At 57.8% G+C, this 14274-nt stretch carries 13 protein-coding genes; 4 read left to right on the top strand and 9 right to left on the bottom strand.

Going from position 1 to position 14274, the window contains the following annotated elements; all coding sequences use genetic code 11:
* Nucleotides 1-327 precede the first annotated feature (327 nt).
* Nucleotides 328-1659 carry a deoxyguanosinetriphosphate triphosphohydrolase gene (locus HVA01_RS17085; protein WP_146876625.1) on the top strand — a complete coding sequence of 444 codons (1332 nt, stop codon included), beginning with the start codon at nucleotides 328-330 and terminating at the stop codon, nucleotides 1657-1659.
* Between the two features lie 11 nt (nucleotides 1660-1670).
* Here HVA01_RS17085 and HVA01_RS17080 read toward each other — a convergent pair whose 3' ends face one another.
* The 3 genes from HVA01_RS17080 to HVA01_RS17070 are packed head-to-tail and all read right to left on the bottom strand — an operon-like array spanning nucleotide 1671 to nucleotide 3712.
* Nucleotides 1671-2579, bottom strand: a complete 909-nt coding sequence (locus tag HVA01_RS17080) for a nuclease-related domain-containing protein (RefSeq protein ID WP_146876623.1) — start codon at nucleotides 2577-2579, stop codon at nucleotides 1671-1673.
* A gap of 57 nt (nucleotides 2580-2636) precedes the next feature.
* Nucleotides 2637-3011, bottom strand: coding sequence for a translation initiation factor Sui1 (locus HVA01_RS17075; protein ID WP_146876621.1), 375 nt, complete (start codon nucleotides 3009-3011; stop codon nucleotides 2637-2639).
* Nucleotides 3012-3013: 2 nt separating this feature from the next.
* On the bottom strand, nucleotides 3014-3712 hold the full coding sequence (locus HVA01_RS17070) for an HAD family hydrolase (protein WP_146876620.1): 699 nt from the start codon (nucleotides 3710-3712) through the stop codon (nucleotides 3014-3016).
* A gap of 260 nt (nucleotides 3713-3972) precedes the next feature.
* Between HVA01_RS17070 and HVA01_RS17065 the strand changes: the two genes are divergently transcribed.
* The gene (locus HVA01_RS17065; RefSeq protein WP_146876618.1) at nucleotides 3973-4317 is read left to right on the top strand and encodes a hypothetical protein; all 345 of its coding nucleotides are present in this window, start codon (nucleotides 3973-3975) and stop codon (nucleotides 4315-4317) included.
* A gap of 63 nt (nucleotides 4318-4380) precedes the next feature.
* On the opposite strand, the gene fba is transcribed toward HVA01_RS17065, so the two are convergent.
* From fba to tkt, 6 genes are all read right to left on the bottom strand, one after another.
* Nucleotides 4381-5445 carry a class II fructose-bisphosphate aldolase gene (fba, locus tag HVA01_RS17060; RefSeq protein ID WP_146876616.1) on the bottom strand — a complete coding sequence of 355 codons (1065 nt, stop codon included), beginning with the start codon at nucleotides 5443-5445 and terminating at the stop codon, nucleotides 4381-4383.
* A 76-nt stretch (nucleotides 5446-5521) separates the two neighbouring features.
* Nucleotides 5522-6691, bottom strand: coding sequence for a phosphoglycerate kinase (locus HVA01_RS17055; RefSeq protein ID WP_146876614.1), 1170 nt, complete (start codon nucleotides 6689-6691; stop codon nucleotides 5522-5524).
* Nucleotides 6692-6738: 47 nt separating this feature from the next.
* Nucleotides 6739-7776, bottom strand: a complete 1038-nt coding sequence (locus HVA01_RS17050; RefSeq protein ID WP_146876612.1) for a type I glyceraldehyde-3-phosphate dehydrogenase — start codon at nucleotides 7774-7776, stop codon at nucleotides 6739-6741.
* Between the two features lie 92 nt (nucleotides 7777-7868).
* Nucleotides 7869-8591 carry an LrgB family protein gene (locus HVA01_RS17045; RefSeq protein WP_146876610.1) on the bottom strand — a complete coding sequence of 241 codons (723 nt, stop codon included), beginning with the start codon at nucleotides 8589-8591 and terminating at the stop codon, nucleotides 7869-7871.
* Nucleotides 8581-8934 (bottom strand): CidA/LrgA family protein, encoded by a 354-nt coding sequence (locus HVA01_RS17040; protein WP_146876609.1) that lies wholly within the window; start codon nucleotides 8932-8934, stop codon nucleotides 8581-8583. The genes HVA01_RS17045 and HVA01_RS17040 overlap by 11 nt, the downstream gene beginning before the upstream one ends.
* A gap of 4 nt (nucleotides 8935-8938) precedes the next feature.
* Complete coding sequence (gene tkt, locus HVA01_RS17035) at nucleotides 8939-10930, bottom strand: transketolase (protein ID WP_146876607.1); 1992 nt, start codon at nucleotides 10928-10930, stop codon at nucleotides 8939-8941.
* A 251-nt stretch (nucleotides 10931-11181) separates the two neighbouring features.
* Here tkt and metK point away from each other — a divergent pair, with 251 nt between their 5' ends.
* Complete coding sequence (gene metK, locus HVA01_RS17030; protein ID WP_146876605.1) at nucleotides 11182-12402, top strand: methionine adenosyltransferase; 1221 nt, start codon at nucleotides 11182-11184, stop codon at nucleotides 12400-12402.
* Nucleotides 12403-12535: 133 nt separating this feature from the next.
* On the top strand, nucleotides 12536-14227 hold the full coding sequence (gene ligB / locus HVA01_RS17025) for an NAD-dependent DNA ligase LigB (RefSeq protein WP_170243544.1): 1692 nt from the start codon (nucleotides 12536-12538) through the stop codon (nucleotides 14225-14227).
* Nucleotides 14228-14274: the final 47 nt, after the last annotated feature.

Genomic DNA, 14274 nt, shown 5'->3' with positions numbered 1-14274 from the left:
TAAAACAAAAGTCGCGCGCTATTTAGCCTGCGTACTATTGTGGGAGGGAGCTTTAGCTCGCGAATGTTCGGGCTACCAGCCTGATGATACTAAGGGGTGCCTTCGGCACCCTTCGCCGAAGTGTCGGACCACCGCTGAAGCGCCCTCCCACAAGGTCTGAAAGACCGCCATCTATGGCGAGAGACCCACTCGTCACCCTATCGCCGATACTAGAAAGCGGTCTTGAACGAGACGCTTTCTACACGTTTGATTGCCATACCGTTCGCACCTTAACGTGCGGTTTTCTGGCGTTTTATGTCAGAATGCACTCCTCAAGGAGGAATGCCCATGACTCAGATGCGCTGGGAGCAGTTACTTTCCCCACGTCGCCTTCACGACCAACGCTCTACCAGTACGCGTGAAATCGGTCGTAGCCCGTTTCATAAAGATCACGACCGGATTGTATTTTCGGGCTCATTTAGGCGCCTTGGGCGCAAGACCCAGGTGCACCCGCTGACCGAAAACGATCATATCCATACCCGCTTAACCCACTCGCTAGAAGTCGGCTGTGTCGGCCGTTCGTTGGGCATGATTGTCGGCGAGCTACTGCGTGATCGCCTGCCTGAATGGATAACGCCGGCCGATCTTGGTGTGATTATACAAACAGCATGCCTGGGGCATGATATTGGCAATCCCCCTTTTGGGCACGCCGGTGAGTATGCAATCCGTGACTGGTTCCAGCGTGCTCAGAGCAGTGGCCTGCTAGAGGGGCTGTCAGACGCTGAGCGCAAAGACCTGCTGACCTACGAAGGCAATGCTCAGGGCTTTCGGGTAATTACCCAGATCGAATATAACCAGTTTAATGGCGGTATGCGGTTGTCGGCGGCGACGCTCGGCACGCTGCTGAAATACCCCTGGACAGTGCGCTATGGCGGGCGAGAAGGAAAGTTCGGCGCTTATCAGTCAGAGCAGGCGCTACTCAAAGAAGTGGCCGAAGCGGTGGGTTTGCTGCCCCAAGGCGAACAGCGCTGGTGCCGTCACCCGCTGGCGTGGCTGGTCGAGGCGGCAGATGACATTTGCTACGCTCTACTGGACCTGGAAGACGGCTTAGAAATGGATATCCTGCGCTACGAGGAAGTGGTCGAGATTTTGCGCCAGATAGCCGGCGAGTTTCCGCCCGAGTACGCCGAAATGGAGCGGCGTCAAGTCTCACAACGTCGGCGTATTGCGCTATTGCGCGGTGCTGCCATGGAGCGTGCGGTCAACGAAGTGGGGGCCGTATTTGTACAGCATGAGCAGGCCCTATTGAACGGGACGCTTAGTGAGGACTTGCTAGAACTATGCCACCCGGACTTAGGCTGGGGAGTGCGAGCAGCCAAGCAGTTAGCCCGCGAGCGTATTTTTCAAAATGAGCGCAAGGCAAAATTAGAAATTGGCGCCTATACGACGCTGGGGATTCTTCTCGAAGCCTTTATAGGCGCTGCTCATGAACTTCACCATACTGGCCATTCATCGTTTAAGCATCAGCGTGTGCTGGCCCTTATCGGTGAAAATACTCCTTTGCCCTCCTGGCCACTCTACGATAGCTACCGGCGAATGTTGGACTTCATCGGAGGAATGACGGATCACTACGCGGTGGACCTGGCTCAGGAAATGGGCGGGCGTCTGCGCGGCAATTAAGTCGACCGCCGTTACACCGACGGTTGGCTTAGGTGCTTCAACTCCATCAACCTGGCGCGCTCAAGCAGCACATTGATGACCTTATCGTGGATGGCATCGTTAAGGGGGCCGTGCGCCAGCTCGGTTAACTGCTTGGCCAGTATATCGCCGCTGACGACCAGAATATCCGGGGCGGCCTCGCTGTTATCTATTTTCCAACCCGGCAGTGCCAGCACGCCTCGCACGGGGACGGGCACACCACAGCGTCGCTCCAACCATTGGGAAAGCCAACTGACGCCTTGTCGTGTTTTGTGCAGCGGTCGGCGTTCTTGCCAATGCGGAAAGCGCAATCGCTCGCGCTCTACCGCCACCGTGTTGAGCTCATTGCCATCGCTGCCAATGGCAAGCGTTCTAGCCCGTGTTTCAACCACAAACACGCCATGAGGAGTGACGACTACATGGTCGATGGTAAAGCTATCGGTGGGTACATCATGGAACACATAGTAGGGGTGTGCCTCGGGGCGGATGAGACGTTCCAATTCTTGGCCAACGGCAAGCTCACAGGCCAAGCCTAATTTGAGTCGCCGGATACGCTGATAATCGCGCACCAGGAGGAGCGAAAACATCAGTACGAGTAGCGTGCTGAGCAGACCGTAGAGGGCCCACTCAACCCAGTCCTGTCGTTCGACAAACAGCATGCGGCCCATGCCATAAACCAGCGGTGCTAGGCTAACGATAGGCCCTAAGGCACCGTTCAAAAACAGACTGGAAAAGGCTTGGTCAAGGCGTTTACGCAATGCTTGGCCTGGCTCGTGAAGCGGCGCTTTAAAAGGCGAATGAACGCGGGCATCGTGCAGGCTGCGCAACGCTAAAACAATGCTGCCCATTGCTGCCATGGGGAATAAAAAAATTAGCGGTAGCAAATATTCCAGCCAAGCCATTGCAGTGCCTTGCTCTATAGTGACTTATCCAGCGATAAGTCATTGTGTGGACGAGGTTTAACCCCCAGCGAGTTTGACCCGGTAACCGAGGCCGCTGAGCTCTTGGCGCAGGGTATCGCGGTGGTCGCCTTGAATCTCAATAATACCCTCTTTAACCGCGCCACCCGTTCCACAGCGCTTTTTAAGCGTTTTAGCCAAGCGTTTTAGCTCATCGCTTGGCAGGGGAATGCCGCTCACGGTGGTAACGCCTTTACCCTTGCGCCCGCTGGTTTCGCGACGTATGCGGACCACGCCATCAAGTGCCGCCAAACGCTCCTGCTCGCTGGCATCTTCGCAGCGGCACGCGTCGAGCGCTTCGCGGCATACGGGGCAGGTTTTACCGTGTTCAGTGGAGTAAACCAGCCCGCCCAGTTGGTCGCGTAAAGAGGCCATTATTATCCTCCTATTGAATGTTGAGGCACGGGGGTTTGCCAATATTCACGTGTGAGTCGTTCCACCACCGCGGGTAACTGATACATGTTGCTGATCATGATAGCGTCTTCAGGGGTTTCTTCGGCATCGGGGAAACGATTTAAGTGGATTACCGTCATCCCCGCTTTGAGAGCGGCACGAACCCCGACCAAGGCGTCATCAATGGCGATACAATCACGCGGTGCATAGCCCATGATACTCGCTGCGTGCAAATGTAGACAGGGTTCAGGTTTCCAACAATTGGCGGTATAGCCGCTGAAAAAGCGGTTGCCAAAATAGTCGCTTAGCCCGGTGGTTGCCAAGGCGGTGTGAATTTTGTTTTCCGGACCGTTGGAAACCACCGCGCTGGGATAGGCCGCTAGAATATCTAACGCTTCATAGGCGCCGGGTATCGTGGTTAGCTCCTGGGCGAGCCTAGTGGCTAAATTGGCGCGCATGGTAATTTCCATGCGTTTGAGCTGGTCGGGATCCACCATCCCGTATCGCTGTTGCAGTTCGGCAACAATACGCCGAAAACGCGCGCCACGAAATTCGCCAAGGTAATCAGTAGGAGCAAAAGGGAGTCCTACTGCATTCAGCCCAACGGCCATTTCTTCGGCTAAAAGCGGTTCGCTATCGACAAGTGTGCCATCACAGTCAAACAGCAAAAGTGGGAGTGGCATTGCGTTTCCTTGCAGCGGCTCTAGCGCTGCCAGTGTTAGTTAAAACCAACCATACGACTATTGAACGGGATTTTACGCTATTTGTGAACACTGTTTTATTATTTTTTACTTGCCAGCGTGGCGCTGTTGAGCCAGCGTAACCCGCTATGTGCATTTTGGTGGCGTTTGCTGTATGTCATCCAGCGTTAGAACGGCCAAGCTGCGCTGAAGAGCTAGTAGGGATAAACTATGCTTGCCTAACTAAAAATGGAGACCGTGCCATGCGATTGACCCCCTGGATTTTACCCTTTGCGCTAAGCGCTGCTTTGCTAACCACCAGCCATGTGCTTGCTGATAATCATGCGTCAGAGGGTGAGCAGCACGAGGCGCTCAATGACGAGGCGCTAGAAGAGGCGTACGGCATCAAAGCGGGATCGGTAAAACGCCAAGACGCTGCCAATAATAGCGGCGAAGACAATAGGGCGTCTGAGTCTGAATCTTCAGACGAGGAACAAAGAAGCCCTGATGCTGGCACAGGAGGCACCGGCAGCGCTCAGAACGCTATCAATAGCAGCGAAGCAGAGAATAGCCAAGATGACGGGGATGGCAACGCCGATAATGGCTAACGTCAGCACTCGGCAAAAAAGACGACCCGCGGGTCGTCTTTTTGTTTGGCGTCGGCGGCGCGCTTATTTAACCTTGGGTGCCAATTCACCGCGCTCGTAGCGTAGGAACATCTCTTCCAAGTTAATTGGCTTTATTTTGCTGGCATTGCCAGCCGTACCAAAGGCTTCATAGCGAGCGATACAAAGATCGCGCATCGCTGTAACGGTCTCTTTCAGGAACTTGCGTGGGTCGAATTCAGACGGATTCTCAGCCAGGAAGCGACGCACTGCACCGGTAGACGCCAAGCGCAGGTCGGTGTCGATGTTGACCTTGCGCACGCCATGCTTGATACCTTCGACAATCTCCGCCACCGGTACGCCATACGTTTCGGGAATCTCGCCGCCGTACTGGTTAATCACTTCCAGCCACGCCTGGGGTACCGACGAGGAGCCGTGCATTACCAGGTGGGTGTCCGGAATACGCGCGTGAATTTCTTTAATACGCTGAATAGACAGCGTGTCGCCGGTGGGTGGCTGGGTGAATTTGTAAGCGCCGTGGCTGGTGCCGATAGCAATCGCCAGGGCGTCCACGTGGGTCGCTTTAACAAACGCTGCGGCTTCTTCGGGGTCGGTCAGCAACTGCTCCCTATCCAGCTTGCCTTCAGCGCCAATGCCGTCTTCCTCGCCGGCCATGCCGGTTTCCAGGCTACCCAAACAGCCCAGCTCGCCCTCGACGGAAACCCCACAGGCATGGGCCATTTCCACCGTACGACGGGTAACATTGACGTTATAGTCATAGTCCATTGGCGTTTTGCCGTCTTCACCCAGCGAGCCATCCATCATGACCGAGGAGAAGCCAAGTTGGATAGAGCGCTGGCAAACCGCCGGACTGGTACCGTGATCCTGATGCATCGCCACGGGGATATGTGGAAACTCTTCCACCGCCGCCAGGATCAAGTGGCGCAGGAATGGTGCGCCCGCATACTTACGCGCGCCCGCAGAGGCTTGCACGATCACCGGTGAGTCGGTGGCATCGGCGGCTTCCATAATGGCGCGCATCTGCTCAAGGTTATTAACGTTGAACGCCGGAATGCCGTAGCCGTATTCGGCGGCGTGGTCGAGCATTTGGCGCATGCTGATCAAAGCCATAAAATTATCTTACCTGTTTGCGTTGTAAATTGAGTTATCTGAACAAGCACCATGAGCGCCGAGGTTCAAGTTTTTATTAGCTGCGTTTAGCAGCTGCTTCGAGTGCTGCCACGGCAGGCAATTGCTTGCCTTCAACGTACTCAAGAAAGGCACCCCCACCGGTAGAAATGTACGACACGCGATCCTCAATGGCGTATTTATCAATGGCCGCTAAGGTATCGCCGCCACCGGCAATGGAGAAGCCTGCGCTTTCGGCGATGGCCTGGGCGATCACCTGGGTGCCTTTACCAAACTGGTCAATTTCAAACACACCGACAGGACCATTCCACAAGATGGTGCCCGCGTCTTTGAGCATACTCGCCAAGTGGGCGGCAGTTTCCGGGCCGATATCTAAAATCATCTCGTCGTCAGCCACCTGGTCGACCGGCTTGACCACGGCTTGCGCCGATTCGGAGAACTCAGTGGCGACCACGACATCAGTGGGCAGTGGAATAGAGACTTTTTCCATCAGTGCCTTCGCCTGACCGATCAAATCGGCTTCATGGAGCGATTTACCGACGTTGTAGCCGGCGGCGGCAATAAAGGTGTTGGCGATACCGCCACCGACAATCAGTTGATCGCACTTATCCGCCAGCGCGGTCAGCACATCCAGCTTGGTAGAGACCTTCGAGCCACCGACGATGGCTGCCATGGGTCGGGCCGGATGCGCCAGCGCTTTTTCAAGGGCATCCAGCTCTTGGGCAAGCAGCGGTCCTGCGCAGGCGCTGGGGGCAAAACGCGCTACTCCATGGGTGGAAGCCTGGGCGCGGTGGGCGGTACCGAACGCATCCATGACAAACACATCGCACAGCGCGGCGTACTGTTTTGCCAACTGTTCAGCGTCTTTTTTCTCACCGCTATTAAAGCGCACGTTCTCAAGCAAAACGACATCGCCGTTGGCAAGGTCCAGCGTTTCACCCAGATAGGCTTTGATCAGCGGCACTGGCCGGCCCATCAATTCACTCAGATGAGCGGCCACCGGCGCGAGGGAAAATTCATCCTCGGGTTCACCTTCGGTAGGGCGGCCTAAATGGCTCATCAGCATCACTTTCGCTCCGGCCTCCATGGCCGCCTGGATAGTCGGTAGAGCGGCTCGCAGCCGGGCGTCGCTAGAGACGCGGCCGTGTTTGATGGGCACATTCAAATCTTCACGGATCAGCACGCGTTGTCCTTCCAAGGGAAGGTCAGTCATCTTGTTTACATTCATGGAAGCGGTTTCCTCGTGTTTATGCCGTTGAATTAACTGCAAACAGGTTACGTCGGGGCTGAAAGCCTGGCCAGACGCTGGCTAATATCGAGCATTCGGTTAGCGAACCCCCACTCGTTATCGAACCAGCACAGCAGCTTGATGAGTCGCTTGCCGGCCACCCGGGTTTGGGTCGCATCGAGGATGCCTGAGTGAGGGTCGTGATTAAAATCAACCGACGCCATCGGCGCTTCAGTATAGCCAAGCACGCCCTTTAAGCGCTGTTGGCTAGCGTTGCGAAGCAGTGCGTTCACGGCGTCGCGGTGGGTGTCGCGGTTGACGGTGAGGGCGACGTCCATGGCCGAGACATTAATCGTGGGAACGCGCACGTGCAAGCACTCAAAGCGGTCCGCTAGGCTGGGCATCAAGCGGCTAATGCCCAGCGCCAGGCCGGTGTCCACCGGGACAATCGAGTGCATCGCCGAGCGGGTCAGGCGTAGGTCGGTTTGGTGATAGGCATCAATCACCGGCTGATCGTTCATCGCCGAGTGAATCGTCGTGGTGACGCCGTGCTCAATGCCGAGTGCCTCGTCAAGAACGGTCAGGAGTGGCACTAAACAATTGGTGGTGCACGAAGCGGCAGACAGAATGCGCTGGGAAAGCGCTAGCTCGCTTTCATTGATGCCCCACACAATGGTGGCATCGACGTCGTTTTCCGCTGGTTGGGAAAACAACAGCCGTTTAGCCCCTGCGGCTAGGTGCAGCTCGGCGGTGGCGCGGTCTTTAAAGCTGCCGGAGCATTCCAGCACCAGGTCCACATCAAGGGCTTCCCAAGGTAGCTGGCGAGGGTCTTGTTCGCACAGCACCTGGATGCGTTGGCCATTGACGATGAGGGCCTGGCCGTCGCTGTCAACGTCGCCGGGAAAGCGGCCATGAGTCGTGTCGTAGCGGGTTAAATAGGTGATCGTCGGGAGGTCAGATAGCTCATTAATGGCCACCACTTCAAGCTCGGGGTGGTGCCGCTCGACGAGTGCCCGCAGCACGCACTGGCCAATGCGTCCGTAACCGTTAATGGCGATGCGATACCTAGGGGCGGAATTAGCCATGCAGACGGTTGGCTCTTGAAAGTGAAACAAAAGGGGCGTTGAAACCCAGCGATGATAACGTATTTTAGTTAGCGATTCTTTCCCGCTGCTTATTAGCCGCCCATGCCGATCAGCCGCCAGGCGAGCGGTAGTAGCAGCGCGGTGAAAATGCCCGTTAGGCTCATGCCCAGGGAGGCAAAAGCGCCAGCCGTGGGGCTAATCTCAAAGGCTCTTACCGTACCAATCGCATGGCCGTTCAGCCCCAGGGCAAAACCGATTAGGCGCTCGTCATCGATATGTAAGAGACGCGCCGCGAGGCTGACACAGGGTATCGTGATGACCCCGGTGACCAACAGCGCGCCCAGCAGCAGGGCGGTTGTGCCGCCAAGCTGCTCGGTAATGCCGATGGCAATAGGCGCGGTCACCGACTTAGCGGCAATGGAGGCGAGAATCGTGTCGGAGCTGCCCAGTAGCCAGGCAATCGCCAGCGCATAAAAAGCCGCCAGCGTAGCGGCCACAGGCAAACAAATCGTCAGCGGGCGCCACAGCTCAACGACACGCGGTAGCTGCTGATAAAGCGGCATGCCGAGTGCCACCGTGGCGGGCCCGAGCAGCACCGTTAGCCAGGTGGCATCCTGCTGATAGGTGGCGTAAGGCAGCCCTATCAGCGCCAGAGCACCCGCTAACAGCAGTGACGCAATCAATATAGCGGGTAACCACGCAGGACGTTTCAAACGCTGAAAAAGGCGGCTCCCCGCGAGATAAGCGGCCAGCGTTAACCCCACCGCAAACAGTGGGGTGGCGGTTAATACGCTTAGCCACGTATTAGTGGCCACTGGGCTGCCCGATAAGCCGTTTGAGTAGCCACAGCGTGGTCAGCACGCTGAGTAGCGTACCCACTACCAAGGCGATAAGAATAGCCGTCCACTGCCCGGCCAACTCCCCCGCGATAAAAAATACCCCGACCACGCCGGGCATAATCAGCATGGCGAGTAGCCCGATCAATGGCTGGGCGGCCGCCGCAATGCTGGACGGTACTCGCCCACGGACGGCCAGCGTCGCGCACAGCAGCAGCATGCCAATCACGCCTGACGAGATCGGCAAAGCGGTGAAGTGAATCACCACTTCACCGATCAACCAGTAGCTAATTAGCCATAGAAAGCCACCCAGTGCTGGCATGGCTTTAGCCGAGTAGTTCGTTGGCTTGCTTGACCACGTTTTCGACGGTAAAGCCGAAGTGCTTGAACAGGTCGCCCGCCGGGGCGGATTCGCCGTAGGTGGTCATGCCAATCACGCGACCGTCCAGGCCGACATACTTGTACCAGTAGTCGGCGTGAGCGGCTTCGATAGCGATACGCTTGGTGACCGCCTTGGGCAGTACGCTTTCGCGGTACTCGGCGTCCTGGCCGTTAAAGCGGTAGGCCGACGGCATGGAGACCACGCGTACCGCTTTGCCCTGCTGCTCAAGCTCGGCGGCAGCGTCCATCGCCAGGGCCACTTCTGAGCCAGTGGCAATTAAAATCAGCTCGGGTGTGCCTTCGCTATCTTTAAGTACGTACGCCCCGTTTTGAATGGCTGCCAACTGGGCTTTCGTGCGCTGCTGATGGGCCAGGTTCTGGCGTGAGAGTACCAGCGCCGTGGGGCCAGAGTGGCGCTTGAGCGCAGCATCCCAGGCGGCGGCGGTTTCTACCGCATCGCAGGGGCGCCAGGTGTTCAGGTTCGGCGTGGTGCGCAGGCTAGTCAATTGCTCAATGGGCTGGTGGGTGGGGCCATCTTCACCCAGGCCGATGGAGTCGTGGGTAAATACGTAGATAACCTGCTGACCCATCAACGACGCCATGCGAATCGAGTTACGCATGTACTCCATAAAGATCAGGAAGGTCGCGCCGTAAGGCACCAGGCCGCCGTGCAGGGCGATGCCGTTCATGATCGCCCCCATACCGAACTCACGCACACCATAGTGCAGGTAGTTACCGCTGGCGTCTTCCGGGGTGATGGCTTGGGCGCCTTTCCAGAAGGTCAGGTTAGAGGGGGCCAGGTCGGCGCTGCCACCCAGCAGCTCCGGCATTTGCGGGCCGATAACATTGAGCGCTTCAAACGAAGCTTTACGTGAGGCGATGGACTCGCCGCGCTCTTGAGCCTGTTCGATCAGTGCCTCGGTAGTAAGCGCCGTAGGCAGCTGGCGCTTCATTCGGCGGGTGAATTCCCGCGCTTCGGTGGGGAAGGCGTCAGCGTAGCGGGCAAAGCGGTCTTCCCACGCCTGCTGAGCCGCCTTGCCCGCCTTGCGGGCATCCCAGGCTGAGTAGATGGGCTCGGGGATATGGAAGGGCGCGTGAGGCCAGTCGAGCTGGGTGCGCGCCAGGGCCACTTCGTCATCGCCTAAGGGTGAGCCGTGGGCATCTTCTTTGCCCTGCTTGTTGGGCGCGCCAAAGCCGATGATGGTTTTGCAGATAATCAGGCTCGGTTTATCGTCGTGGCTCTTGGCCAGTTCAATAGCGGCTTTGACCTCTTCCGGATTGTGGCCGTCGACGTTGGGTACTACGTGCCAGCCGTAGGCGTCAAAGCGTTTGGCGGTATCGTCGGTAAACCAACCTTCCACTTCGCCATCAATCGAGATGCCGTTGTCGTCGTAAAGCGCGATCAGTTTGCCCAACTGCTGGGTACCAGCCAGCGACGCCGCTTCGTGGGACACCCCCTCCATCAGGCAGCCGTCGCCCAAAAAGCACCAGGTGTGGTGATCGACGATGGTGTGGCCGGGGCGGTTGAACTGCGCCGCCAGGGTTTTTTCGGCAATGGCGAAGCCGACGGCGTTGGCAAAGCCCTGCCCCAGCGGGCCGGTTGTGGTCTCAATGCCCGGCGCATAGCCCAGCTCGGGGTGGCCGGCAGTAGGCGAGTGCAGTTGGCGAAAGTTCTGCAGTTGCTCCAGGCTTAGCTCGTAGCCCGTTAAGTGCAGCAGCGAGTAAAGCAGCATTGAGCCGTGGCCATTAGACAGCACAAAACGGTCACGATCGGCCCACGTAGGGTCTTCGGGGTTGTGCTTGAGGTAGTCGTTCCATAGCACCTCGGCAATATCCGCCATCCCCATGGGCGCGCCCGGATGGCCGGACTTGGCCTTCTGAACGGCATCCATGGAAAGGGCGCGAATGGCATTGGCTTGCTCAAAACGGGATGGCATGGGGTGCTCCTCGCCGAAAACAGAAATAATAAAGGCGCTATTGTCGCTGACTTCCTATGTGGCGGCAAATGCAGCCGCAGTGGTAGTGCTAAATTCTGACACGGACATTCTGGGAAGCGTCGCCGACAGCGTGTAGACTCTGCTCCCCGAGGCGGCGCTGCCGCTCTCTAATACGGGCAGGGGACACCTGCCATGATTTCCTGCTGATGCTGTGTCCTAACACAGCCGTCATACAGAGGGCCGAGTGCGCAATGAGCGAATATTCCCTGTTTACCTCCGAGTCCGTCTCAGAAGGTCATCCCGATAAAATTGCCGATCAGATTTCGGATGCCGTGCTAGATGCCATCATTGCCCGCGATAAGCAGGCACGTGTTGCTTGTGAAACCATGGTGAAAACCGGGGTAGCGATTATTGCCGGTGAAATTACCACCTCGGCATGGGTCGATTTAGAAACCTTGGTGCGCGAGGTGATTACCGATATCGGTTACACCTCGTCAGACGTAGGGTTTGACGGTGCTACCTGCGGCGTAATCAATCTGATTGGCAAGCAGAGTGTCGATATCGCCCAGGGCGTTGATCGTACTAAGCCGGAAGATCAGGGCGCTGGCGACCAGGGCCTGATGTTTGGCTACGCGACCAACGAAACCGATTCGTTTATGCCCGCCGCTATTCACTACTCGCATCGTTTGGTCGAGCGCCAGGCAGAGCTGCGTAAAAATGGCCTGTTACCCTGGCTGCGCCCGGATGCCAAAAGTCAGGTTACGATTCGCTATAACGCCCAGGGCCAGCCCTATGGTGTCGATGCCATCGTGCTGTCGACGCAGCACGACCCGGGTATCGACCCGGAGGACCTGCGTACCATGGTCAAGCGCGAGATCATTGAGCAAGTGATTCCCGCCGAATGGTTAGACGAGAGCACCCAGTACCACATCAACCCCACCGGTAAGTTCGTGATTGGCGGGCCGGTAGGCGATTGCGGGTTGACCGGGCGTAAAATCATCGTCGACACCTACGGTGGTATGGCGCGCCACGGTGGCGGCGCATTCTCGGGCAAAGACCCGTCTAAAGTCGATCGTAGTGCCGCCTATGCGGGCCGCTACGTGGCCAAAAACATTGTCGCATCAGGTCTGGCGGATAAGTGTGAAATCCAGGTCTCCTACGCCATTGGCGTTGCCGAGCCGACATCGGTTTCCATTGATACTTTCGGCACCGGTAAGATTGACGATGCCAAGATCGTTGCCTTGGTACGCGAGCATTTTGACCTGCGCCCCTTCGCCATCACCAAAATGCTCGATCTGCTTCACCCCATGTATCAGCTCACCGCTGCTTACGGCCACTTCGGTCGGGCGCCGTTCGAGCACAGCTACACCTGGAATGACGACAAAGGCCAAGCGCATATCGAAACCTTTATCGCCTTTCCGTGGGAGAAAATCGATAAAGCCGAGGCGCTGCGTAAGGCCGCCGGTTTGTAAGACATTCGCTATACGGTTTGTAAGACATGTCTTAAATCGCCCCTTTGGCTTCGGTCGGGGGCTTTTTTTATGCCCGTTGCGCTAGGCTAGGCCTGTTTGCCGAACATTAGGCGCACAGGATAAGGGGGCGGGGATGTCGAGGGGCGAAATATCTAGAGCGATTGTAGCGTGGCTGCTGAGTGGCATTATCGGGCTTGTCACTTTTTCCGCACAGGCGGCCGAGTGCCCCGATTGGGCGGAGGAGCGCTTATCTCGCGAAAGCCAGGCGCTGGCCGAGCAGGTTCACCGCTGGGATCGCGCTTACCATGATGAGGGTGTCGCGCTGATAGACGATCCTCTCTACGACCAAGCGATAGCGCGCCTGGCCATTTGGCAGCGCTGTTTAGGCGCAGAACCGGATCATCGCCCGTTGACGCGGGTGACCAGCAGTCGTGGCTCCCTTGAGCACCCGGCGGCCCAGCGCGGCCTCAATAAAGCCGATGACGAGGGTGTCAGGCGCTTTACCAGCCGCCGGGAAAATCTGTGGATTCAGCCCAAAGTCGACGGCGTGGCGATTACCCTGCGCTATGTCGATGGCGAACTGGTCGAAGCCGTCAGCCGCGGGGACGGCGAACGGGGCCAGGACTGGACGGCGCGTGCCCGACAGCTACCTGCCGTTCCCAATACGCTACCCGAGCCGATTTCTGCGTTATTCCAAGGCGAGCTGTACTGGCGGCTGGAGGAGCACGTTCAGTCGCGTTCGCCCTCTTCTGGCGCACGCGGTAACGTGGCAGGAGCAATGGCGCAATCCTCACCGACTGCAGACTCCCTTGAGCGTATTGGCCTGTTTGTCTGGGGCTGGCCTGACGGCCCGACCGAAATGGAAAGCCGCTTAGCCCAGCTGAGCGCGCTGGGCTTTGATACCGCTGATTACACTTATCCGTTGGATGATCGCCGTGATGCCGCCTATTGGCGCGATACCTGGTTCAACGGCCCGCTGCCGTTTGCCACCGACGGGGTGGTCATCAAACAGGCTGAGCGCCCCGGTATCAAGCACTGGTCATCGTCGCCACCCGAGTGGGCCATCGCCTGGAAATACCCCACCCAGCAGGCGCTGGCCGAAGTGCGCGGCATCGAGTTTCGCGTGGGGCGCACCGGGCGAGTAACGCCGCTGGTATGGCTTAATCCAGTACGGTTAGAAGGGCGGCGCATCAGCCGTGTTTCGCTGGGCTCCTTGGAGCGCTGGGAATCGCTGGATGTTCGCCCCGGTGACCAGGTGGCAATTTCGCTAGCGGGACTAACGATCCCCCAGTTAACTGAGGTGGTTTGGCACACCCAGGAGCGCTCGCCGCTGACCCCGCCGTCACCCCAGCGCTACCACCTGCTGAGCTGTTTTGAATTAACCCCCGGCTGCGATGCCCAGTTGCTGGCGCGGCTCACCTACCTGGGCGAGCAGCTGGGTATGCAGGGGATAGGTGAAGGTACCTGGCAAGCGCTAATGGAAGCGGGCGTCGTCATGCAGTTACTCGACTGGCTGAGCGTTGAACCACGCCAGCTGCGCGAGGCCTACGGTATTGGTGAGACGACCGCTGACGCGCTCACGGAGCAATTTCGAGTCGCACTTCGTCAACCGTTTGCGGCTTGGCTAAGTGCGCTGGGCGCGCCGCCGGGTAGTGAGTCGGTTCGCGGGGATTGGGATGATTTAGCGGACTACCAGCGCGAGCAGTGGCAAGCCGTTCCTGGCATTGGCCCGGTTCGCGCTGACGCGCTGGTAGCGTTTTTTAGCCACCCGGAAGTTCAGGCGATGGCTAGGCAGCTGCAGCAGGCGGGGGTTGCCGGTTTCTAGGCACTCCCGGCCTGGAAGTCTGAATGGTCGCGAGCTAAAGCTACCTT

The sequence above is a fragment of the Halovibrio variabilis genome, from assembly GCF_007991175.1.
GTDB classification, from domain to species: domain Bacteria; phylum Pseudomonadota; class Gammaproteobacteria; order Pseudomonadales; family Halomonadaceae; genus Vreelandella; species Vreelandella variabilis.
This window is presented reverse-complemented; position numbering and strand designations above follow the sequence as displayed.